Origin of the sequence: Bordetella sp. FB-8 (assembly GCF_000382185.1) — a bacterium.
GTDB lineage: Bacteria > Pseudomonadota > Gammaproteobacteria > Burkholderiales > Burkholderiaceae_B > Bordetella.
Genome location: NZ_KB907784.1, coordinates 1,797,004 through 1,816,074 on the forward strand (window position 1 = coordinate 1,797,004; position 19,071 = coordinate 1,816,074).

At 59.8% G+C, this 19,071-nt stretch carries 24 protein-coding genes; 10 read left to right on the plus strand and 14 right to left on the minus strand.

Annotation, left to right across the window (positions count from 1 at the left end; genetic code table 11):
• Positions 1–12 precede the first annotated feature (12 nt).
• Together H143_RS0108560 and H143_RS0108565 are read left to right on the plus strand one after the other, a co-directional pair.
• A complete protein-coding gene (locus H143_RS0108560; RefSeq protein ID WP_019937823.1) occupies positions 13–1,572 on the plus strand; it encodes an LA2681 family HEPN domain-containing protein in 1,560 nt (519 codons plus the stop codon).
• 322 nt (positions 1,573–1,894) lie between these two features.
• The gene (locus H143_RS0108565; RefSeq protein WP_231378482.1) at positions 1,895–3,112 is read left to right on the plus strand and encodes a hypothetical protein; all 1,218 of its coding nucleotides are present in this window, start codon (positions 1,895–1,897) and stop codon (positions 3,110–3,112) included.
• A 97-nt stretch (positions 3,113–3,209) separates the two neighbouring features.
• Here H143_RS0108565 and H143_RS0108570 read toward each other — a convergent pair whose 3' ends face one another.
• From H143_RS0108570 to H143_RS0108590, 5 genes are all read right to left on the minus strand, one after another.
• A complete protein-coding gene (locus tag H143_RS0108570) occupies positions 3,210–4,346 on the minus strand; it encodes a hypothetical protein (RefSeq protein ID WP_026349859.1) in 1,137 nt (378 codons plus the stop codon).
• A 75-nt stretch (positions 4,347–4,421) separates the two neighbouring features.
• The gene (locus tag H143_RS0108575; protein WP_019937826.1) at positions 4,422–5,030 is read right to left on the minus strand and encodes a hypothetical protein; all 609 of its coding nucleotides are present in this window, start codon (positions 5,028–5,030) and stop codon (positions 4,422–4,424) included.
• A gap of 42 nt (positions 5,031–5,072) precedes the next feature.
• Positions 5,073–5,393 (minus strand): helix-turn-helix domain-containing protein, encoded by a 321-nt coding sequence (locus tag H143_RS0108580; protein ID WP_019937827.1) that lies wholly within the window; start codon positions 5,391–5,393, stop codon positions 5,073–5,075.
• On the minus strand, positions 5,393–5,755 hold the full coding sequence (locus tag H143_RS0108585; RefSeq protein ID WP_019937828.1) for a type II toxin-antitoxin system RelE/ParE family toxin: 363 nt from the start codon (positions 5,753–5,755) through the stop codon (positions 5,393–5,395). Before H143_RS0108585 ends, H143_RS0108580 begins: the two co-directional genes overlap by 1 nt.
• A gap of 76 nt (positions 5,756–5,831) precedes the next feature.
• Positions 5,832–7,178 carry a site-specific integrase gene (locus tag H143_RS0108590; RefSeq protein WP_019937829.1) on the minus strand — a complete coding sequence of 449 codons (1,347 nt, stop codon included), beginning with the start codon at positions 7,176–7,178 and terminating at the stop codon, positions 5,832–5,834.
• 156 nt (positions 7,179–7,334) lie between these two features.
• On the opposite strand from H143_RS0108590, the gene H143_RS22935 reads away from it, so the two are divergent.
• Positions 7,335–7,709 carry a hypothetical protein gene (locus tag H143_RS22935; RefSeq protein WP_019937830.1) on the plus strand — a complete coding sequence of 125 codons (375 nt, stop codon included), beginning with the start codon at positions 7,335–7,337 and terminating at the stop codon, positions 7,707–7,709.
• 382 nt (positions 7,710–8,091) lie between these two features.
• On the opposite strand, the gene H143_RS23125 is transcribed toward H143_RS22935, so the two are convergent.
• Positions 8,092–8,226 carry a hypothetical protein gene (locus tag H143_RS23125; RefSeq protein ID WP_019937831.1) on the minus strand — a complete coding sequence of 45 codons (135 nt, stop codon included), beginning with the start codon at positions 8,224–8,226 and terminating at the stop codon, positions 8,092–8,094.
• 11 nt (positions 8,227–8,237) lie between these two features.
• On the opposite strand from H143_RS23125, the gene H143_RS21590 reads away from it, so the two are divergent.
• From H143_RS21590 to H143_RS0108620, 4 genes are all read left to right on the plus strand, one after another.
• Complete coding sequence (locus tag H143_RS21590) at positions 8,238–8,609, plus strand: hypothetical protein (RefSeq protein ID WP_231378483.1); 372 nt, start codon at positions 8,238–8,240, stop codon at positions 8,607–8,609.
• Between the two features lie 407 nt (positions 8,610–9,016).
• Positions 9,017–9,304: a type II toxin-antitoxin system Phd/YefM family antitoxin gene (locus H143_RS0108615; protein WP_019937832.1), complete on the plus strand. Its 288-nt coding sequence runs from the start codon at positions 9,017–9,019 to the stop codon at positions 9,302–9,304.
• Complete coding sequence (locus H143_RS22005) at positions 9,282–9,557, plus strand: Txe/YoeB family addiction module toxin (RefSeq protein WP_081627024.1); 276 nt, start codon at positions 9,282–9,284, stop codon at positions 9,555–9,557. The genes H143_RS0108615 and H143_RS22005 overlap by 23 nt, the downstream gene beginning before the upstream one ends.
• A gap of 207 nt (positions 9,558–9,764) precedes the next feature.
• Complete coding sequence (locus H143_RS0108620) at positions 9,765–10,712, plus strand: GlxA family transcriptional regulator (RefSeq protein ID WP_019937833.1); 948 nt, start codon at positions 9,765–9,767, stop codon at positions 10,710–10,712.
• Between the two features lie 83 nt (positions 10,713–10,795).
• On the opposite strand, the gene H143_RS0108625 is transcribed toward H143_RS0108620, so the two are convergent.
• The 4 genes from H143_RS0108625 to H143_RS0108640 form a co-directional block, all read right to left on the minus strand.
• Positions 10,796–11,542 carry a DJ-1/PfpI family protein gene (locus H143_RS0108625; protein ID WP_231378484.1) on the minus strand — a complete coding sequence of 249 codons (747 nt, stop codon included), beginning with the start codon at positions 11,540–11,542 and terminating at the stop codon, positions 10,796–10,798.
• Positions 11,539–12,003, minus strand: a complete 465-nt coding sequence (locus H143_RS0108630; protein WP_019937835.1) for a DUF4440 domain-containing protein — start codon at positions 12,001–12,003, stop codon at positions 11,539–11,541. The genes H143_RS0108625 and H143_RS0108630 overlap by 4 nt, the downstream gene beginning before the upstream one ends.
• 128 nt (positions 12,004–12,131) lie before the next feature.
• Positions 12,132–12,989, minus strand: coding sequence for a DJ-1/PfpI family protein (locus tag H143_RS0108635; RefSeq protein ID WP_019937836.1), 858 nt, complete (start codon positions 12,987–12,989; stop codon positions 12,132–12,134).
• 148 nt (positions 12,990–13,137) lie between these two features.
• Positions 13,138–13,884, minus strand: coding sequence for an SDR family oxidoreductase (locus tag H143_RS0108640; RefSeq protein ID WP_019937837.1), 747 nt, complete (start codon positions 13,882–13,884; stop codon positions 13,138–13,140).
• A gap of 246 nt (positions 13,885–14,130) precedes the next feature.
• On the opposite strand from H143_RS0108640, the gene H143_RS20285 reads away from it, so the two are divergent.
• Positions 14,131–14,451: a hypothetical protein gene (locus H143_RS20285; protein WP_019937838.1), complete on the plus strand. Its 321-nt coding sequence runs from the start codon at positions 14,131–14,133 to the stop codon at positions 14,449–14,451.
• A gap of 133 nt (positions 14,452–14,584) precedes the next feature.
• Entirely contained in the window at positions 14,585–14,788 is a 204-nt protein-coding gene (locus H143_RS0108650) for a hypothetical protein (RefSeq protein ID WP_019937839.1), read from the plus strand.
• A gap of 57 nt (positions 14,789–14,845) precedes the next feature.
• Here the strand turns inward: H143_RS0108650 and yghU are convergent, their stop codons facing one another.
• Genes yghU through H143_RS0108665 form a run of 3 tightly spaced genes read right to left on the minus strand, consistent with a single transcriptional unit; the run spans position 14,846 to position 17,130 of the window.
• Positions 14,846–15,700 carry a glutathione-dependent disulfide-bond oxidoreductase gene (gene yghU, locus H143_RS0108655; RefSeq protein ID WP_019937840.1) on the minus strand — a complete coding sequence of 285 codons (855 nt, stop codon included), beginning with the start codon at positions 15,698–15,700 and terminating at the stop codon, positions 14,846–14,848.
• Positions 15,701–15,729: 29 nt separating this feature from the next.
• Positions 15,730–16,434 (minus strand): glutathione S-transferase family protein, encoded by a 705-nt coding sequence (locus H143_RS0108660; RefSeq protein ID WP_019937841.1) that lies wholly within the window; start codon positions 16,432–16,434, stop codon positions 15,730–15,732.
• A 12-nt stretch (positions 16,435–16,446) separates the two neighbouring features.
• A complete protein-coding gene (locus H143_RS0108665; protein ID WP_019937842.1) occupies positions 16,447–17,130 on the minus strand; it encodes a peroxiredoxin-like family protein in 684 nt (227 codons plus the stop codon).
• Positions 17,131–17,224: 94 nt separating this feature from the next.
• On the opposite strand from H143_RS0108665, the gene H143_RS0108670 reads away from it, so the two are divergent.
• Positions 17,225–18,136, plus strand: a complete 912-nt coding sequence (locus H143_RS0108670) for a LysR family transcriptional regulator (RefSeq protein WP_019937843.1) — start codon at positions 17,225–17,227, stop codon at positions 18,134–18,136.
• Here the strand turns inward: H143_RS0108670 and H143_RS0108675 are convergent.
• Positions 18,119–19,063 (minus strand): LysR family transcriptional regulator, encoded by a 945-nt coding sequence (locus tag H143_RS0108675; RefSeq protein WP_231378485.1) that lies wholly within the window; start codon positions 19,061–19,063, stop codon positions 18,119–18,121. The genes H143_RS0108670 and H143_RS0108675 overlap by 18 nt on opposite strands.
• Positions 19,064–19,071: the final 8 nt, after the last annotated feature.

Below are 19,071 nucleotides of genomic sequence, written 5' to 3' on the forward strand. Positions count from 1 at the left end.
GAGTCCGCGATAATGTCGTCAATGCATGACAGATTTTACGAGCAGGCGACTCATCTGAAAACCCTGCTGGATAACGATCCTGCCGAGGCAGTAAAGCAGGCCCGGGAGATCGATCTTGATACCGCTGAACCCGAACGCTTCAATCTGATGATTTTGCGGGCGAGCACCTTGGTGGATGGCGGTGCCTTGACTCGACAACAGGATGCGATTGAAGAAGGGCTTACGCTATTTCGCGAACTGCATAGCCGATTCCCAACGGCCGACATCATCTATAACCTGGCGAACGGATTGGTCGCGGCGACAGGTACCCCGCCTCGTAACCCCATGTGGTTGGAGCATCAGGAACACACCAGAGAGCGTCGTGCCGAGGCACGACAATGCTTCTGGAAGGTAGCGCAGGCCGCGGATGCCGACCCCGCGCTGAGAACCCAAGCCTGGACAAACCTCGCCAACCAGTTCAGCAGCAGCTACCGACTTGGCGAAGCTCATGATGCATGGCTTGCAGCGCTAGAGATCGATCCGGAAAACGGAGTTGCGGCAAGTTCCGCGGCCCATAATTTACTATGGCTTTACGAGCGAGGCGTCTGTTCAGACCTTGCACGTGTCGAGGCAATCATGTTGGCGAAGATTGCACATCGATATCAAGATCGAGTCATCCAATACGCCGGTGCGCAGGCTGCGGAAAAGATCGCTGCGTTCGCCAGCGAGCTGGAAGATCCGCCGCCGCGATCGCCACACGCCGATCCATTCATCAGGTGGGTTGAACACGAACGCCTGACACTTGCACCAGCCGTCGAACTCATCGATCCCACCTTAGGTAAGCTGGATTGGCTCATGCTTCCCGGAATTCTGGAACGCGAGCCCGGCGTCAGCGGAATGCCGCCCCCCGTATTTGCCATGTTCAACGTACTGAAGAGCGATTTTATACTCGCACGTGACTTGGCCTGGCGGGCTGCCGACGAAAACGTGTGGCCCACGACGGGGCGATTTGGGGATACCCTTGATTACGCCACCTACGGCCCCGATGCGTCTGCGCTTATCTTGGCGCATCGTACAGCCCTCGACCTGCTCGACAAGATAGCCGTGACGGCGAACCATTATTTCGAGTTTGGACAACCGCCAGAGAAGGTCTACTTTGGCAAGCTATGGCGAGGAACCCCTGACAAGGTAACTGGTGCACGCCCCCTTTCCGAGAAGGTCGAGAAGGTGATTCGCGGGGGCGTCAGTGCCCTCTATGGTCTTGTGGAGCTTGCCGAGGACTACGACAGCATCGCGGGTATCCTGCGCTCTCAAAAGGACCTCCGCAACGCGGGCACGCACCGATTTGTGGTACTGCACGACTTTGGAGATCCCGCACGTAGCAGGCAGACACCTGAAATTGAACATCATCGCCGGGAGCAATTTACCCGGGAAGCATTGCGCGCACTACGAGTTGCCAGGTCGGCCATCCAAATGCTCGCGCTCTCGATTTCGCAGCATGAACAAGGCTTAGTACAGCGGACATCCGGTGCTATTGGATCGTTAGTCATCCCCGACCACGACTGGGTTCGCGGGCGCGGCAGTGAGATTTAAGTGCACGGCATCCGGCGCCCACGCCGCCGTCCATGTCGGTGGGTTTCATCTTCGGCGTTGCCAGCGTGCATGCAATTCCTCAAGCCGTACCATCTCGTGGGCGGCGGATTCATGAAGCGATTGCAACGGCGCGAGCGGGATGGAACGAGGTGGATTCCCCGGCGAGCCATCCGACTTAAGGAATCCGTCACGCAAGCCGATATACCTGTGTTAGGTGTCGGTCGCAGCGCAGGCATATGGATCAACCTGACGAAAATTCACTGACATTCATTACCCTCTCGATCATTGTCCCTCTATGACTCAGCCGCCTGTCGTTGACATCTTGTTTCGCGCCATCCTCACCGGCGATCAAGCTGCACTCGGAGATCTCGAGACGCATCGAGCCGCAGAATGCACCGACCTGCGGGCGCTGATCAGCACTGATCAGGCTGGTGCAGTGGAGCTGGATCTCGAACTCGGAGCGACCTCTAGCATCTATGTGACGCCGCTGTTCGAGGGGCCGCGGGCGTTTTTCATATCGCGCCATATAAGCGTACAAGCACGACTCACGGGCGGGCAAACAACGGTGCCCCTTGACTACTCGTTGAGCTTCGATTCCAACTTCGCGGAGAAAATGCGCGCCACGCTAAATGGGGAGAATATTCAGCAAGCCGACCATGATCGTGTGATCGAGGTTTTAATGCTGAAGGCCAAGAACCCCCGGGTGCAATTCGATGTCGTGCCGTTTCTCTACGAGAACGTTCGCTTGGCCCGGGAAAATGAAAACAACCTGAGGCCCTTGAACACCCTGATCGCGTTTCGCATGCTTGACCACCTCAACTGGGAAGCCTTCAGAAGCAACCCAAGCCGGTTTGATTTCGGCACTCCCGCAGAAACTCTGAAAGCATCGCTTCGACCCGATGCGGAAGCCTTTCTCTCAGAGTTATATGCCAACGAGTCGGTCGTACACCATGAAGCCAAGAGTCTCGGCGTCCAAGCGTTACTGCTTCGATTTGCTACGCTGTGGCGGAATCAAAGCAAGCGCGACATTGATCAGATCCTGCACGAATTACTCCGATTCTGCATATCGGAGCTGGGTTTCGTTCCCGCAACCGAATTAAGCTTGATCTGGAGTGGCATTCGGGGCAAAGAAGCCGCACCCTTCTTTGGCCCGGTTATCAATCCTTCGGCCAAGCTGTTCAAGGCAGTTCGCGGCATGGCTTGGGATATGACACATCTGCGGATCATGGAACAAACCGCTCGCCTAACACGATTTGGTTCATTCTTCATTCCGCACTTCGTCTCTATCGACGAACGCTGGCGAACGTTGCTGCGTTTGAACCCCGTGCGCTTCATGGTAGTGGACGATTCAAAGAACAGTATGCTACTGGCGCGGACTCACGAATTGGCATTTCAAGAAGCGCTTCATGCATGCGCCGGGGAAAGCTTGCTTGGCGAGGTTACCGCCGAAAAAGTTGAATCCCGCCGTGTGGCAGCGCAAAGCATTGATGTGGCCACCATGAAGCAAAAGGTCGCCAAAGAGGAACATACTTGGCGCTAGATGCACAGTTACACCGAGTGGCAATCGAGCATCGGCAGCGGCCAACACCGACCTAGGCATCCGATACAGATAAGATCAACGCCCGGCGCCACATGCGCTAATAGCGCGTATTCTCAGTCATGAATTGCCATAGCTGCCTGCGATCCAGCACTTGCCCATTCAAGATGACTTCGCCAAACGTGTCGTCAACGAGGCGGCGATGGCCTTCACCCTCATAAACATGCACATGGATGCCGTGCTCCTGGGGGCGGTCAGCGGTCCAGAGGACTGCCGGGGTTGACGACCACATATCGAAGTGGTGCCCGGCATACTCATCGAGGTTGAGCTGCCGATCCGGCGTCACATAGGTGTTGCTGTTGTTGAACTGGTCATGGAGCGGCTTGAGGGGCGTTGAGACGATCTTCTCGCCACTCCAAATGCTGTCGTTGCCGCAGTTGCCGCAAAAATGCTTGGCGTGCGGCGTCCGCGCAAAGCTCCCCAGGTCAAGGTGAGGGTATCCACACTTCTTGCAGGTGACGCAGGAGGTTTCATACCCCAGTTCGAGGGAACGAACGAATTCAAATGCCGCAGGTGGCGTCACCTGGATCAGTGTGATGTCGGTGCTGGCGAAAAGGCCGGCGTCCTGGTTGTACGAGCACACGATCGCGTCAAAATCCCGATCCAGTACCTTCTTCTCGGCACCGGAGAATCGTTTATGCACGTGAATCTTCGGCGCGCGCTTTGCGATCGGTCGGCTGGAAAGCGCCGGGGGCAGCGAGCACCAGATTCCGATTTCCTCGTACTCGTTGAATTCAACTTCGAGGGGATCGACGACGTAGCTCATCTCCATCAGGTGGTTGCTGCATAGCACCTCCCCTGATTCTGGCAAAGCCGCAATGTCAGCCTTCGTGCCCCAGTGGATCTGGTGCGTTTTGCAGTACCAGCGTTGAGCGCCGTTCCTGAACTTTCCACACGGAACGATGTGGCACGGGAGCACCGCGTCTGTCCCGGACTTGCCCTCGAAGTGACCGAAGACCTCCTCAGAACTAACGGCGATGTTGCCGATGGTCCGTCCCGGCGCCCAGCAGACAGCGGCCGCGGCGGAGTATTGCTCATGCTCAAATTCGACTTCATCTTCGTCGCCGTGCTTGCGAACGAACTCCTTCCTGGCCATCCCTGTACCGGGATTCGACCATTCACATTCCCAGACCTCGACGCGGCCAGTTTCTCTGTTTAGCTTGCGCGAATAGAACATATGGAATCCAATAAAACTTGAAATAGCCGCGCTTGGTCGAGCCGGAAAAACCACGACGTGGACTTCGCATCGAGACTAAAATTGTGCCAGCAGCCCATGCACGATCGGCCATACGCTTGGTGCTGCATTTGCCAGAAGCCCGGCAATCGTCCCTTCTGTGATGTTGCGCAGGGTGTGTCCGGCTTCCTTAACAATACTTGGGTTCGGCTCATCCAAGAGTTGAGCCTCGATCGTCGCCAACTGCGCTTTAGCTTTCCGCTCGTCCAGGGCAGGCAACTGCAACTCGGCGAGATGAGCTTTCATCAGATCCACCAACTGCTGGAGTTCGTCCGTCGATGGCCCCGTGTACGTGGTGGTTTGGGTCTGGTGCGCGTGGATGCCTTGTTGTACGGGCGAATTCACCGCTTGCCCAATATTGAGCGTGTTGTGATTGAACGTAGGCGGTGGATTCACAAGACGGTCAGCCTTGTCTCGTCCGTCAGGCGTCAATGCAACGTAACCATGACCTCGATCGAACAAGGTCTTCTCGCTCACCATCTCGATGAGGGCATCGAAGAACGTGTCTTTATCGACATGATCGAATTCAGCCCGAATTTCCCAGGCGGATGCGTTCCGATTCGGCAAATGCGCGATACGCCGATAAACTGACTTCAAGATTTGTTCTTTGAGTTCTGCGTCTGCCAAGGTGTGCTCCGAGCACGTTGTTGAAGTTAAAACTTGCACATTTTAGGCGGCTACGGTGATGCCGGGAGTATGCGTACGCCGCGCAGGCTGGACAACAATCTCGACATGCTGGTCCAACGACACCAGCGCCTGCATCAACCGCTCCAGAGAAATGTTCTGGAGCTTGTAGCGGCGCACCTGCGACACCTTCGGCTGGGTCATGCCGGTAATCGTCGCGGTTTCAGACTGACTAAGGCCGCGCTGGTCGATCAGTGCGTTGAGCTTGAACGCAAGCGCGGCCTTTGCCGACAACTCCTTGGCGTCGTCGAAACCGAGGTCGAGCAGCACGTTGTCGGTGCCTTGGGGATGGTTGATACGGGTCATCACGTTCTCCCGCTCGCCCCGTAGCGGGCGAGCACTGCTTTCAGCCGCTTCTCGATCAGTTCCACGTCCGGCTGCGGCGTAGCGATGCCGGACTTGGATTTCTTCTGGAACGCATGGAGCACATGCACCGTGTCGCCGACCCGCACGGTATAGACCGCGCGGAAGGTGTCGCCGCGATGGTCTTCCGCCAGCTCATACACGCCGGAACCCAGCCCCTTCCAGGGCTTGGCCGAATCCGGCGTGCCGCCCAATTGGACGACGAACAGCGCCACACCCATGTCCTTCTGCACGTCGATCGGGAACTCCTTGAAGTCCTTTTTCGACGAGCCTTCCCAATAGAGGAGCTTGCGTTTCTGTACCATGAAATTATATCCGTTCGGGTATGGATGGCAAACCCCGAATTGTCGTATCAGCGATACGACAATTCGGGTGCCAGGTTCAGGTACCGGCCGCCGCCTCCGGCGTGGTCCGCTTTGTGCCAGGCGGCACGGCGCGCTTCGGGCTTTTGCGGTGGCGATAGGGCCGATAGTTGCCCTGACTGGTGCGGGTCTTCTCGCCTTCCGCGATGGCGGAAGCGGCCGCCGGCGGCGCAGTCGGCGTAGCCGACGCCCGGCTGTCGATGGCGTCCCGCCGTAGGTTGGCGACCTTCTCGGCAGCCGCCCGGATCGGGTCATCCTCGGTATGCACATACGTCATGAACTGCGTGACGGTCTTGTGCGCAGTCAGCGCCATGCCGACCTTGATGGGCACGCCGGAATTGGCGATGTCGGTGGCGGCGCGATGGCGAATGCCGTGCGTGCCGACGTGCGGCACCTTGGCCCGTTCCAGGATGCGCCGCCAGGAGTTGTAATAGGTGCCTTCAGGCAGCGGTTCCTTGCTGTCGAAGATGGCTGGACACACGTAAGGCGAATCGTTGATGCGCGGGGCATTGGACAACAGTTGGTAGGCTGCTTCGCTCATCGGCTTGGAAATGTCGCCAGTCTTGCTGTCTGGCCAGACGACGCGGCGATTCTCGAAATCGACCCATGCCCATTCGAGCGTGCGGATCTCTATCATGCGTGCCGAAAACTCGAATTGCAGGCGGATCGCCAGCGTCAGGATCGGGTGCTCCAACCCTTCGGCATCCGCCCGGTCGAGATAAGCATAGAGACGCGCCAGCTCGTCGTTGACGATGTAGCGCGTCTCGCCATCTTCCCGGTACTTGGGGACGTGGCGGCACGGGTTAGAGCCGTCCGGCCGGTAGCCCCACACTTCGGCCATGTTAAGCATCTTGCGCAGGCAAGCCAGGAGCCGGTTGGCCGTGACGGCGATATGCGCCTTGTCCCGCATCAGCGCCGTGATGTCTGCGCGCGTCAGGTCGGGCACCTTCATCTTGCCCAACGCCGGGATGATGTGACGGTCGATGTAGCCTTGGTAGGTATCGACCGTACGGGGCTTGTTGCGCGGCTTCGAGTATTCCTCGATGAACTGCCCACACAACTCCTTGACCGTGGGGGCCATGCGCGCGGCCAGCTTGGCGGCGCTGGGGTCGTTGCCCTTGCGCACGTCGGCCAGCCAGTCCTGCGCGATCGAGCGGGCCTGCTCGACGGTCAGCTCGCCGAACTGGCCAATTTTCGGCTTGCGGCGCTCGCCCCAGTTCGTGCGGTACTGGAGCATGAAGACCTTGCGGCCGTGGGCGGTGACTTTGCAGAGGAATCCGGGGACAATAGTGTCCCGCAGTTCGTAGTCTTTGCCGGTGACTTCGGCCGCATCGACAGCGGATTTTGTGAGCTTGATCTTGGCCATGACGCCTCCTAGTTCGGGATCGAACGCAGGAACCAGCCAGGAGCCACGGCATCGGGAAGTGTGCCGCAATCGGTCTGGTCAAGGCGTAAGGTTAGACGGGACTAACCCATTGGAAAACCAAGCCCAGCAAGGCTTAGCGGGTTCCAGCGTAGTCCCATGCTATTCTTCAAGAACAATCTCAAAATCCCCCGCCGCAAGGCGTGCCGGTTCGATTCCGGCCTCGGCACCAGAGAAAATCTTCAAATAATTCAAAAAGATAGAAGATTTCTCAGTTCCGGACTCACGCCCACCAAGCACGAGTCCACGCAGGCCGGGGAGCATAAGAAGGCAAAAGCCCTCATCCCGCGCTTGGGAAAATATTCGCTGGCCGCGCTCAACGCCGTGATCATTGCTCAATTTCGCGACATGCGTCTTGCCGGGGATGCCGACGAAAAGGGCAAGACAGTAGATCTCAAAATAGCGAATTTTTGCCGGCAAAAATTCACTATGACTCTTCGCATATTTTTCATATTATCTATTCATAATCAATAGGTTATTGACAATATTTGGCAGGAAAAAATGGCGGCAGAAATGTATGTCTCCCCATGCCAGTTCACACCGTTGCTGCCAGGAGATCAATCGCTCGTTCACTTGATGGAGAAAGCGGTGGCAGTGGAGACGGCCGCCGCTGCCCTGCTCGGGCCGGTGGCGCCGGCCACGCTGGCAAGCTTGCGGGGACTCACGCGCCAAATGAACTTCTACTACAGCAATCGGATCGAGGGGCAGGGGACCCATCCTCTGAATATCGCTCGGGCGCTATCGGCGGACTTTTCCGTAGACGCCAAGACCGCACGCCTGCAGTGCGTGGCACTGGCGCACATTCAGGCCGAACAAGAACTGGAAGGGCCTGCAAGCCGAAGGCGCCTGGAACCCTCTATCGAGCCGCGTGGCCGTCCTGGCGCATGAAACGCTGTACCGGCATTTCCCCGACGACGATCGCGTCAGCGAGCAGGGAATCTTGGTCGTGCCGGGCCAGCTGCGCCAGGTCGAAGTCGCCGTGGGGCGTCACGTCCCGCCCCGTTGGATAGCGTGCCGCGATTCCTGCAGGCCTACGATGACGTGTTTGACAAGCCCATGCACCAGGGCATGCGGCTGATATCCGCCGCATGCGCGCATCACCGCCTGGCGTGCGCGCGGGACAAATACTATGACGCGCTGGGCTATGCCGACTCGCCACGACAAGGCGATCTAGACGGTCGTGGCAACCTGAGCGAAAAGGCACTCACCGCCTCGGTCGATACCTTTCTGGACGTATGCCTGGACCCGGTTCAAGTCTTGCGCCAATTGATGAACCTGGACGAGATGCGCCGCCACATCGAAGGCCTCGTGCATTTCAGGGCCGCCGATAAATCCAGCGGGCTGCGCGCAGAAGCCATCGTGCCACTGCACTAGCTGTTCCTGCGCGGCGAGATGCCGCGCGGCGAATTCGCGCAGTCGACAGGCCTGGGCGAGCGCACTGCGCGCAACCTAATTGCTGCATGACTCAAGCAAGGGATTGTGGCCAGCTCCGGCCCCTATGCACCCCTGCGTTCCGGCTTTCCACTAGATGCCTTGATGTTCTTGCTGCCAGGGCTTTATCCCGAAGCGGCTACGCCTGTCGTGTGAAGGAAGAGACACGGCGGAAGTGACGACCGATATCTTGCATCTCGGCAGCATTGCACATAGAATACATACATGTCCAGTTAACTGGACATGTATGTATTCTCAACTATGGTTTTAGATTCCCTGCCTAGAAGTGTGACATAGGGGCGCACTTACTCATTGGATCTCAAGCCGCTTTTCAACGGACAAGACATGACATGCGTATCGTTAATTACACAGACGCCCGGAACGGCCTGAAGGCTGTTCTGGACCAAGTGATTGACGACGCTGATGTGACGGTTATTACCCGTCGAGATGCTCCAGATGCAGTCGTTATGTCGAAAGAACACTACGACGGCATCATTGAGACGCTGTATCTCCTGCGCTCACCCAAAAATGCCGAAAGGCTGATGAAGGCGGTTGCAGATGTCCGCGCCGGCAATCTACAAGTCCACGGGATCATCAACAAGGATGACCCTTTAAATGAAGAAACCGGAGAAAGATAGGAAAATCGCTTTCACGCCAGGCGCTTGGGAAGACTACGAATTTTGGGCTAAACAGGATGTCAAAATTCTGCGCCGTCTCAACAGAATAATCACCGAAACCCTACGTACGCCATTCGAAGGAGTGGGCAAACCCGAGCCATTGAAAGGTCAAATGCAAGGGTGTTGGTCCCGGCGGATCGATCAGGAACACCGCCTTATTTATGCAGTAGAGGATGGGCAGTTAATTATCCTGCAGTGTAGATACCGTTACTAAAATAGGACCATTAAAGCCCTTCTCTAAAGGGCTTTTTTATAGCGCTCAGCGTAGCGTGTGATCTGTCGGAGACATCAGGCCGGTCTCTCCGAGAGCGCCAGTCGCGTCATAAAACAGCGCATCAGTCTGGCGGCCGAGGATTTGTGTCGTAAAGTGATGCTTCCCTTATAATCAGACATTCCAGGATATTCGGCCGGCTACGCAATCATGCATCGAATCGGATTCTTCGTTTGCCATGGCTACGACGCTCTTGATCTTGCCGGGCCGCTTTCGACTTTCAACCAGGCGGCCATTGCCGCTGGTCATACCCCCTACGATCTGCAGGTGATCTCTCAGGCGGGCGGGTTGGTTCGCAGCAATGCCGGGCTTGCGATCGAGACGAAGCCGCTCGGGCGGCGCAGCTTTGATACCGTCATTTTCGTGGGGGGTGATATCGAGCCGATGCAGACATCGGAAAACGTGGCTGCCGCCAGGAAACTGGGCAACAGAGCCGAGCGGGTGGCAAGCGTATGCACGGGCGCATTTTTGCTTGCGGAAACGGCCGTGCTGGACAATCGGAGAGCGACAACCCACTGGCGATATATCGCTCAATTGCAGTCACGCTTTCCTCTCGTCAGAGTCGAGGGTGACAGTATCTATATCGCAGACGGTCGAATCTGGACCTCGGCGGGCATCGCTTCGGGAATAGACTTGGCGCTGGCGATGATAGAAAAAGACATGGGCGCAGAAATCGCGCGCGCTGTCTCCAGGCTTTTGGTCGTGGCGTATCGCCGACCAGGAGGCCAGTCTCAATTTTCCGCCATGTCCCAAATGGAACCGGAGTCGGATCGCATCCGCGTCGCCCTGAACTTTGCCAGGGAACATTTGGCGGAAGCGCTTCCTGTCGAGCGACTCGCAGAGGCGGCAAGATTGAGTCCGCGGCAATTCGGACGCGCGTTTCGCCGGGAGACTGGTGAAACGCCTGCCAAGGCAGTCGAGCGCTTGCGCGTCGAAGCGGCGCGGCTGCGCTTGCAGGACGGTAGCGAACCGATCGAACAGATTGCCCTGGCTGTGGGGTTCACCGATCCGGAGAGAATGCGAAGGGCTTTTGTCAAACTGCATGGACATCCTCCGCAATCGATCCGGCGCGAGAGCCGCTTCTTCGGCAGGCGCTAATTGATCGACGAACTGCTCCTGCCGGCGCCGACGACAGAGGCGCGCCGGCAAGAAGCACTGCGGGCATCAAGCCAACGGCGTCGTTACACAGAATCCAGAACGCGTTTCGCGTATCTGCGGGCGCTGGCAAAGCGCCGTTCAGTGATTTCGAACGCTCGCCCACGGACGTTTTTCAGAACATCGACGGATGCCTTTGCGGGAGATCCCGAATCGAAAGGCGGCTGCGGCTCGTAGGCCATGTAGAGTTGCAACTCTTTGGCCACCTGGTCTCCACGAAGCAGTGCGGCCAGAATGAGCGAGCCGTCGATGCCCGATGTGACGCCTCCTGCGCTGATGTAGCCACCATCGATGACGACACGGTCATGGCAGGGGATGGCGCCATATAGCGGCAGTATTTCCATCGCCGTCCAGTGAGTCGTTGCCTTTCGGCCGCGCAGCAACCCGGCGGCGCCGCAGATCAGGGCACCCGTACACACCGAGTACACATACAAGGCGTGCCTGGCTTGCGCACGTATGAAAGATAGAACCGCTTCGTCGGCCGCAACGTCTTCTTGGCCATACCCGCCCGGAACGAGCAGCACATCGAGTCCAGGCGCCTCTTCCAGCGATGTGTCGGGGACCAATTGCATGCCTCGCATATCCCGCACAATGCATTTGTCTTTCCACAGCGTGTGGAAGGTCGAGTTGGGAATGCGCGACAGCGCCTCGAAAGGGCCGGTGAAATCACATTGATCCATATCCGGGAAGATCAGGCCGCCAATCCTCAAGTGCTTGTCTCGAGCAATCGCCGGCCCATCATTTTTCATCATTTCACCGCCTCGAATGCTCATGGCGCGTAGCTGCTCCACATGTCGCGATGCAGCTTCCAGACACCGCCCTGCTTCAAGAAGATGAGTGTTTGCTTGGCATGGATCTGGAGCTTTCCATCATGATCGCGAACGTCGGCGTCCGAGACTTCAGTCACCGCCTGATTGTCGCCGTAGAACTCGTCATTGCTGAAAGATACCGAGCCCGGCCGGGATCCAGCGTAGGCCTTGGCGAAGTACGCGGTAATCGCGGCGCGTCCCGTGACCCTGTCGCCTCCGGGCGGCAAGAGCGCACCGTTTTTTGTATAGAGATGGCCTATCGCGGCGTAGTCTCCCCGCCCAAAGGCGTTCGCCCATCGCGCATTCTGGGCCTTGATGGCCGCCTCGGTTTGACGTGTCGGGCCGTTTGCCAATGCCGGCACGGCAAACACGAAAGGAGAAAGGCCAACTGCAAGGGCGGCGGCAAATAAACGAATCGATCGCACTTTTTGATTTCCTGTCAAAGGATCTGGTGAAAGAGGGCCATCAGGCTGGGGCGGATGGCTCAGGCAATGCAGATGGCGGCCTCATCGCAAGCCGCCGACCTTCTTATGAGCATTGCCTGGGGATGATTTCAGTGAAGGCCCGGAATCAAGGCCAGGCCTTTCGATGCGCCGGGCAGTCTTTTGTCGACCATGGCGAGGATTTCCGGCGGCGCATCGCTGGGATCGCCGCAATGGAAGGGGGGCGCCGGGTCATAGGCGATCAGCAGCTGCGTAAATTCAGCCGCCTTGCGGCCGCGCAGTTTTTCTGCAACGCGTAGTGCGAAGTCGATGCCGGCAGTTACGCCTCCTCCGCTCATGAATCGTCCGTTGTCATCTTCCACGAAGCGCTCCGCCACAGGGATCGCGCCATATTTGGGCAGCTCGTTAAGGAAAGCCCAATGGCATCCGCTGCGCTTGCCCTTGAGCACGCCCGTTGCGGCAAGCACGAGCGAACCGTTGCAGACCGAGGTCACATACTTGGCGCCCTCGGCCAGACGACGGATCTGCGCCTGATACGCCGGTCCCATCGGTGCGGTCAGGTTGGATCCGCCGGGAACCAGGATCAAGTCGGTTTTCTCGATATCGGCCAATCTTTCGGTATTCCCGTAGACGACCCCGAATTCGAGGGTCACGTGGCCGCCATCGAGACTCGCGTAGCGAACCTTGGTATTAGGCAGCCGGTGGAAAATCTCGCTGGGCCCGGCGAAATCAAGAAGTGTTCCTCCGTCGTAGGTCACGATCAGGATATTGAGCGGCTCATCTTGAGCGAGGCTGCCTGCCTTGCTTGCGGTCTGCGCAAAGACAGGCGTGGTGTGGCCGAGCAACGCTGCACCGCCCGCGACGGCGGCGAGAGCCGCGACGCCGCCCAGCTTGAGCGCATCGCGGCGTGAATGGCCTGCTCCGGTGAGTTGCTCGTAAGCGTTGTCATTTTTGTGATGCTCGATCAAGATAATTTCTCCTTGCACTGAGGCCCTTCTGTAAGCGCAGTCAGGTCGGGCCGGATTAAAGGTCCACCAGGGCGGAAAGCCTGTTGGTTGTTTTGGAGTCTGGATAGGCCTCGATGGCATTCAAAGGCCGACATCGGGCACCGCATGCCTAAAGCTGCGAGGCTCCGCCATCGACGACCATTTCGGTACCGATGACATAAGCCGATTCGTCGCTGGCGAGATAAAGCGCCGCGTAGGCGACGTCCTCTGCCTTGCCCATGTGGCCGGCCGGAATGGTTTTCGCCATTGCCTGCTTGCGCTCGCGGACAACCTCGTTGGACAACCCCCACTTGCTTAGCAGGGGGGTATCCATTGCGCCCGGGGCGATGGCATTGAAGCGGATCTTCCGGTCGAGAAACTCGTAGGACCAGCTGCGGGCAAGCGAGCGCACGGCTGCCTTTGCGGCAGCGGTCAACGAAATCCCGTGCTTGCCGGTTTGATCCACGAACGATGTATTGAGAATGACCGAGGCGCCTTCCCGCAAGTCGGCCAGCACCGCCTGAAGCGTGAACACCACGCCCTTGACGTTGATGTCCATGATCTCGCTATAGAGTTCGTCGTCGATTTCGTTGAGCGCGGAGGGAAAAGCCCAGCCGGCGTTGGCGAACACGACATCCAGGCCGCCGAACTTCTCTTTTATCGTTGCGGCAATCGCCCGCATGTCGCTGATCGAGCGCACGTCGCCCTTGAGGACGAGCGCATTCTCGCCAAGCTCGGATTTCACACGCTCAAACACGGCTTCGTCGCGGCCAGTTACCGCCACCCGGGCGCCTTGCGCGATGAAGAGCTTGGCAGTGGCAAGGCCTATGCCGCTCGTGCCGCCCGTGATCAAAGCTGCCTTGTTCTTAAGTCTCATATCTACATTCCTTGTTTTGCTTCACCGTTGATCGAGTCACGATTCAAGTGCGGCCGCATTTGACTCAAGCTGACTTCGCCGACGAATTATCGAGCAGGCAAGAAATGACTTAAAGGACGTATAACCCTTAAAAAAAGCCATGCGTCCCAAGACGACAAACGGCGTGTGTCCGGCGCTCACGACTAGCTGCGCCTGCCTGTCGCCTCGGCGCGCAGGCATCCTGTATATCGGTTTCATATCGGACGCATGGATACGCATGCCCTCGGCGGCAAGAGGGCGGCACGCCTGTCCGCCGATCCGGTGGCGGCGTTGCGTGAGGGTTGGGACGATTCCGTCCGCTTTGCGGCGATTCGTCCCCGGCTCGATTCGGTGATCCCAAGCCGCGTGCTCGGCAATGCGCCAATTCCCGCAGCCGGGCAGGTCTTCGCGCGGCTGATCAAGCGGATCGCGGCTGTCGCCTACGAAGGACGGCCCGTTCTCGCTGTCGAGTCTGCAGTCAGAGTTCCTGTCACGGGCGGTTCCGGTCTATCCGACGGGCAATTGAACAAAAAACTGATAAGGATCTGAATGCGATGTCATCGCATGCCATGGCGATCTGGGCAAGAAGCTAAGGCTGATCTAAGTCGGCATCGTTAGGATCAGGCTGATCGGCATTGTGTCGATTGCCTGCAAGCTTCATGGCAACTCAAAGGAGAAATCCATGTCCATCTCAGCCTTGTCCTCCATGGCCCATAACCCTGCGTACTTTGCGCAAACATCGGCCGCCTCGTCGCGACCCGCCGCCCGCAGCACCGACTCGGACGGCGATTCGGACGGCAGCAAGCCCGGCACCACCGATCAGGCGCAGCGCGGCGTTACGGCGACCAGCGGCTCGGTCGGCACCGTCGTCAACACGACGGCGTGATCGCGTCCCGGCCGTGACGGCAGTCATGGCCGGGTCTATGCTTCTGGCCGCAGCAGGTCAGGCTCCGACGCCGTCGAAGTCGCTCGCGTCGTGGCGTTCGCGAACCTGTTCCGACGCGTCGCCGCGTACGCGGTTCACCATGCGGCCGCGCCGCACGGCAGGCCTTGCGAGAATCGTGTCGGCCCAACGTTGCACGTTCTTGTAGTCCTGTACCGACAGGAATTCGGCGGCATCGTACTGCCATCCCTTGAGCAGTCCGCCATACCAGGGAAACACCGCAATGTCGGCGACGGTGTACGCCTCGCCGGCCAGGTATTCGCTCTGGGCCAAGCGCTGGTCCAGCACGTCGAGCTGGCGCTTGACCTCCATGGCGAAGCGGTCGATGGCGTATTCGATCTTGGTGGGCGCATAGGCATAGAAGTGGCCGAATCCGCCTCCCAGGTAGGGCGCGCTGCCCATCTGCCAGAACAACCAGTTCAGCGTCTCGGTGCGGCCGGCGATGTCCTGGGGCAGGAAGGCGCCGAACTTCTCCGCCAGGTACAGCAGGATCGATCCCGATTCGAACACGCGTATCGGCTCGGGTCCGCTGCGGTCCAGCAGCGCCGGGATCTTCGAGTTCGGGTTGACCGCCACGAAGCCGCTGCCGAACTGGTCGCCGTCGCCGATATTGATCAGCCAGGCGTCGTACTCGGCGCCGGGGCGGCCCAGGGCCAGTAGCTCTTCCAGCATGATGGTGACCTTCACGCCGTTGGGTGTGCCCAGCGAATAAAGCTGCAGCGGATGCCGGCCCACCGGCAGATCCTTGTCGTGCGTGGGGCCGGCAATCGGCCGGTTGATGCTGGCGAAGTGGCCGCCGCTAGGCTTGGCCCAGGTCCAGACTGTCGGGGGGACGTAATCGGTGGAATCGGTCATGCTCGTCTCTGCAGTCGTTCGAGGCCGGCTTACGCGGCCGGAGGATAGTTGGACGGAAAGAGCGCGCGCTTGGTCTCTTCGTCGTTGACTTTCTTGAATTCGTGGTTCTTGCCGACCTCGCGCGCGCGGGCGGCTGCGGGCCTGGCCTCGACCGTCTCGAAAAGGCGCTTGAGATTGGGATACGGGCCCAGCGGATCTTCGGCGCCTTTGCGCACGCGCGAAGCCCGGTCGAGCCAACCCCAGGCCGACATGTCGGCGATCGTGTAGGTGTCACCGACGAGGTAGGTCCTGCCTTCCAGATGCGCGTCCAGCACCTGGTAATGACGCTCGGCCTCGCGCCGATAGCGGTTCACCGCGTAGTCCAGGCCCTCCGGGGCGGCGAACTGAAAGTGCACCGCCTGACCCGAAAATGGTCCGAGTCCTGAGGCCAGGAACAGCAGCCAGGAGAGCAGTTCGGGACGATCCTGCGGCGCGCCGAGGAATTTGCCGGTCTTTTCGGCGAGATAGAGCAGGATCGCCGTGGAGTCGAAGACGCGGGCCTGATTGCCGTTCGGCCCCTGGGTATCGACAATGGCTGGCACCTTGCCGTTGGGATTGATCGCGCGAAAGGCCGGCAGGTGCTGCTCGCCCTTGCTGGTGTCGACAGGGACCAATTCGTACGGCAACTGCGCTTCCTCGAGAAGGAGGGCGACCTTGGCTGGATTGGGCGTGGGATGGAAGTAGAAGCGGATCATGGGGTGAGTCCTTCAGTTTTGTTGTGCGCCGCGCATGCGCAGCTTGTCGAGCACCGGGAGCAGTTCCGCCGGATCGGGGCGCTGGGTGTAGTCGGGATTGACCTCGGCATAGGCAATGATGCCGTCGGTTCCGATCACGTACCGCGCCGGCATGGGCAGCACCCAGGCCGGATCGTCGTTGAACGTCGGCAGGTCGTTCTTGAAACCCTTATAAAGCACCACAAGGTAGTCCGGCAGGGAAAACCTTAGTCCGAACGCGGCCGCTACACGGCTTTTCTCATCGCTCAAGATGGGAAAGTCCAGGCCGTTTTCGCGCTGAGACTTGCGGCTGTTGGACGCGGTCTGGGGCGATAAGGCGACGACCTGCGCGCCCCGGGCCTCGATCTGCGGTAGCGCTGCCTGCAGGGCCTGCAGTTCCAGATTGCAATAGGGGCACCACACGCCGCGATAAAACGAAACGACCAGGGGTCCTTTTGCCAACAGGTCCGCCGAGGAGATCAGGCGGCCGTCGGGATCCTTGAGCGTGAACTCAGGGGCCTTGTCGCCGGCCTTGCTGGCGTTCAGGGCCTGGCCGGACGCGATCAGTTCGGCTGTGGCGCGGTGCATGATGTCCAGTACCTCCGGACTGGGCTTGAAGGCGCGCTTGCCGCCTTCGAAATCGGCCTTGAGGGCATCCAGACGGTCTTGCAAAGACATGATGGGCTTTCCTGAGTGACGGGTGGAACGATTGTTATCTATTCATCAATGCGAAGTTATGCTTGGGTATGGACAACATTTATTCGTCAGACAAATGAATGGTCGGCTTCAAGAACTGACCGTCTTCGCGCGGGTCGGGGAAAGCGGCAGCTTTACGCGCGCCGCGCGCGACATGAACCTGTCCCAGCCCTCGGTGTCGCGCATCGTGGGAGGACTGGAGGCCCGGCTCGGGGTAAAGCTGTTGCTGCGTACCACGCGGCGGCTGACCTTGACGGCGGCGGGCGAGACGTTTCTCGAAAGGGCGCGCGCCGTCCTGGCCGGCCTGGACGAGGCCGAGGATGCCGCGCGCGGCATCGATTCGCTGCGCGGCACCCTGCGCGTGGCGCTGCCCGTGGTTTTCGGCATGCGGGAGGTGATCCCGCGCCTGCCGGGCTTTCTGGCGCGCTATCCGCTGCTGCGGGTGGATCTGCGGGTATCGGACGCCTACCAGGACCTGGTCGCCGAGGGGGTGGACGTCGCCATCCGGCTCGGCAGGCTGGCGGACTCGACCTTCGGCGCGCGCAAGCTCGCGACGCTGCCCAGGTTCGTCGTCGCGGCGCCCACGTATCTGAAGGCCCGCGGCATGCCCAGGCACCCCGCTGACCTGGCCGGCCACGACTGCATCGTCGGTTCCAATGGATCGGGGCGCGAGAGCTGGGTCTTCAAGCGGCGCGGCACGGTCATCTCGGTCGACGTGGCCGGCCGCGTCCAGACGGACTCGGCGCCCGGCCGCCAGGCCGGCGCGCTCGCCGGCCTGGGCATCGCCCGGGTGTCGGCCGCCATGTGCGCGGCCGAACTGCGCTCGGGGGCGCTGTTGCCTCTGCTGGCCGGCTATGCCCTGGAGCCGGTGCAGGTGCATGCCGTCTTTCCCGGGGGGCCTCGTCCTTCATACAAGGTGCAGGCATTTGCCGACTACATGGCGGCGTCGCTCGATACCGGGCCGCCCGGCTCAGCCGGCGGCCAGTGAGTGGCTGCTTTCAAGGTTGGCAGGCCCCAGTTGCTCGATCAACAGCCGTGCCGCCGCCGGCAGGGCGTCCAGGTCGCGATACACGATATGCAGCCAGCGCTGCGCCCAGGGTTCGTCCAGCGCGATCCTGACCAGTCCCGGCATATCGGCGGGGATGCCGATTTCCGGCAGCAGGCCCACGCCCATGCCCACGGCCACCATATTGCGCACGGCCTCGAAGCAGGTCACCTGGATGCGCAGCTTCAGACGGCGGCCGTGCAGCGCCGCGCCGCGCTGGCTCAGCGTATAGATCGAGGCGCCGTCCTGCATGCCGACGAAATCCTCGTCCAATACCTCTTCGAAGCGCAGGCTGGCGCGGTCGGCGTAGCGATGGCCGGCCGGCACGACGACGAACAGCCGGTCCACGCGGTACGGAACGCAGGTCAGCCGCGCCGCCGGCTCGGTTACCGCGCAGATGCCGAAATCCACGGTTCCGTTTTCCACCATGCGCATGACGACATCGCTGGTCTTCTCGATCAGGTCGATCTTGATGGCGCGGTTGCTGGAGAGAAAGCGATGCAGCGCGGGCGGCAGGTAATGAACCATGGCCGTGAAATTGACCGACAGCCGGACATGCCCACGCACGCCCTGCGAGTATTCGTCCAGCTCGCCCTCGGCTTGCTCGCATTGCTCGAAGATGCGCCTGGCGTGCCGATACAGCGTCTGGCCCGCCGGCGTCGGCCGCGCGCCCCGGCTGTGGCGCTCGAAGAGCGGCATGCCGACATCGCGCTCCAGTTCGGAAATCCTGCGGCTGACCGCCGAGGGCACGATATGCGTGGCCTGCGACGCGGCGGCAATACTGCCCTGTTCCACTACTGCGGCGAACATCCGCAAGGATTCGAGATCGAAACGCATGGCCTGACCCTCGGCTTGGGCAGTACCAGACATCGCGAATC

Bases quoted from the DNA above. Each gene is read 5' to 3' on its own strand.
- H143_RS0108560 (WP_019937823.1), top strand. From the start codon at position 13: ATGTCGTCAATGCATGACAGATTTTACGAGCAGGCGACTCATCTGAAA.
- H143_RS0108570 (WP_026349859.1), bottom strand. From the start codon at position 4,346: ATGTTCTATTCGCGCAAGCTAAACAGAGAAACTGGCCGCGTCGAGGTC.
- H143_RS0108580 (WP_019937827.1), bottom strand. From the start codon at position 5,393: ATGACCCGTATCAACCATCCCCAAGGCACCGACAACGTGCTGCTCGAC.
- H143_RS0108585 (WP_019937828.1), bottom strand. From the start codon at position 5,755: ATGGTACAGAAACGCAAGCTCCTCTATTGGGAAGGCTCGTCGAAAAAG.
- H143_RS0108590 (WP_019937829.1), bottom strand. From the start codon at position 7,178: ATGGCCAAGATCAAGCTCACAAAATCCGCTGTCGATGCGGCCGAAGTC.
- H143_RS22935 (WP_019937830.1), top strand. From the start codon at position 7,335: ATGCTATTCTTCAAGAACAATCTCAAAATCCCCCGCCGCAAGGCGTGC.
- H143_RS0108615 (WP_019937832.1), top strand. From the start codon at position 9,017: ATGCGTATCGTTAATTACACAGACGCCCGGAACGGCCTGAAGGCTGTT.
- H143_RS22005 (WP_081627024.1), top strand. From the start codon at position 9,282: ATGAAGAAACCGGAGAAAGATAGGAAAATCGCTTTCACGCCAGGCGCT.
- H143_RS0108620 (WP_019937833.1), top strand. From the start codon at position 9,765: ATGCATCGAATCGGATTCTTCGTTTGCCATGGCTACGACGCTCTTGAT.
- H143_RS0108625 (WP_231378484.1), bottom strand. From the start codon at position 11,542: ATGAGCATTCGAGGCGGTGAAATGATGAAAAATGATGGGCCGGCGATT.
- H143_RS0108640 (WP_019937837.1), bottom strand. From the start codon at position 13,884: ATGAGACTTAAGAACAAGGCAGCTTTGATCACGGGCGGCACGAGCGGC.
- H143_RS20285 (WP_019937838.1), top strand. From the start codon at position 14,131: ATGGATACGCATGCCCTCGGCGGCAAGAGGGCGGCACGCCTGTCCGCC.
- H143_RS0108650 (WP_019937839.1), top strand. From the start codon at position 14,585: ATGTCCATCTCAGCCTTGTCCTCCATGGCCCATAACCCTGCGTACTTT.
- yghU (WP_019937840.1), bottom strand. From the start codon at position 15,700: ATGACCGATTCCACCGATTACGTCCCCCCGACAGTCTGGACCTGGGCC.
- H143_RS0108660 (WP_019937841.1), bottom strand. From the start codon at position 16,434: ATGATCCGCTTCTACTTCCATCCCACGCCCAATCCAGCCAAGGTCGCC.
- H143_RS0108665 (WP_019937842.1), bottom strand. From the start codon at position 17,130: ATGTCTTTGCAAGACCGTCTGGATGCCCTCAAGGCCGATTTCGAAGGC.
- H143_RS0108670 (WP_019937843.1), top strand. From the start codon at position 17,225: ATGAATGGTCGGCTTCAAGAACTGACCGTCTTCGCGCGGGTCGGGGAA.
- H143_RS0108675 (WP_231378485.1), bottom strand. From the start codon at position 19,063: ATGTCTGGTACTGCCCAAGCCGAGGGTCAGGCCATGCGTTTCGATCTC.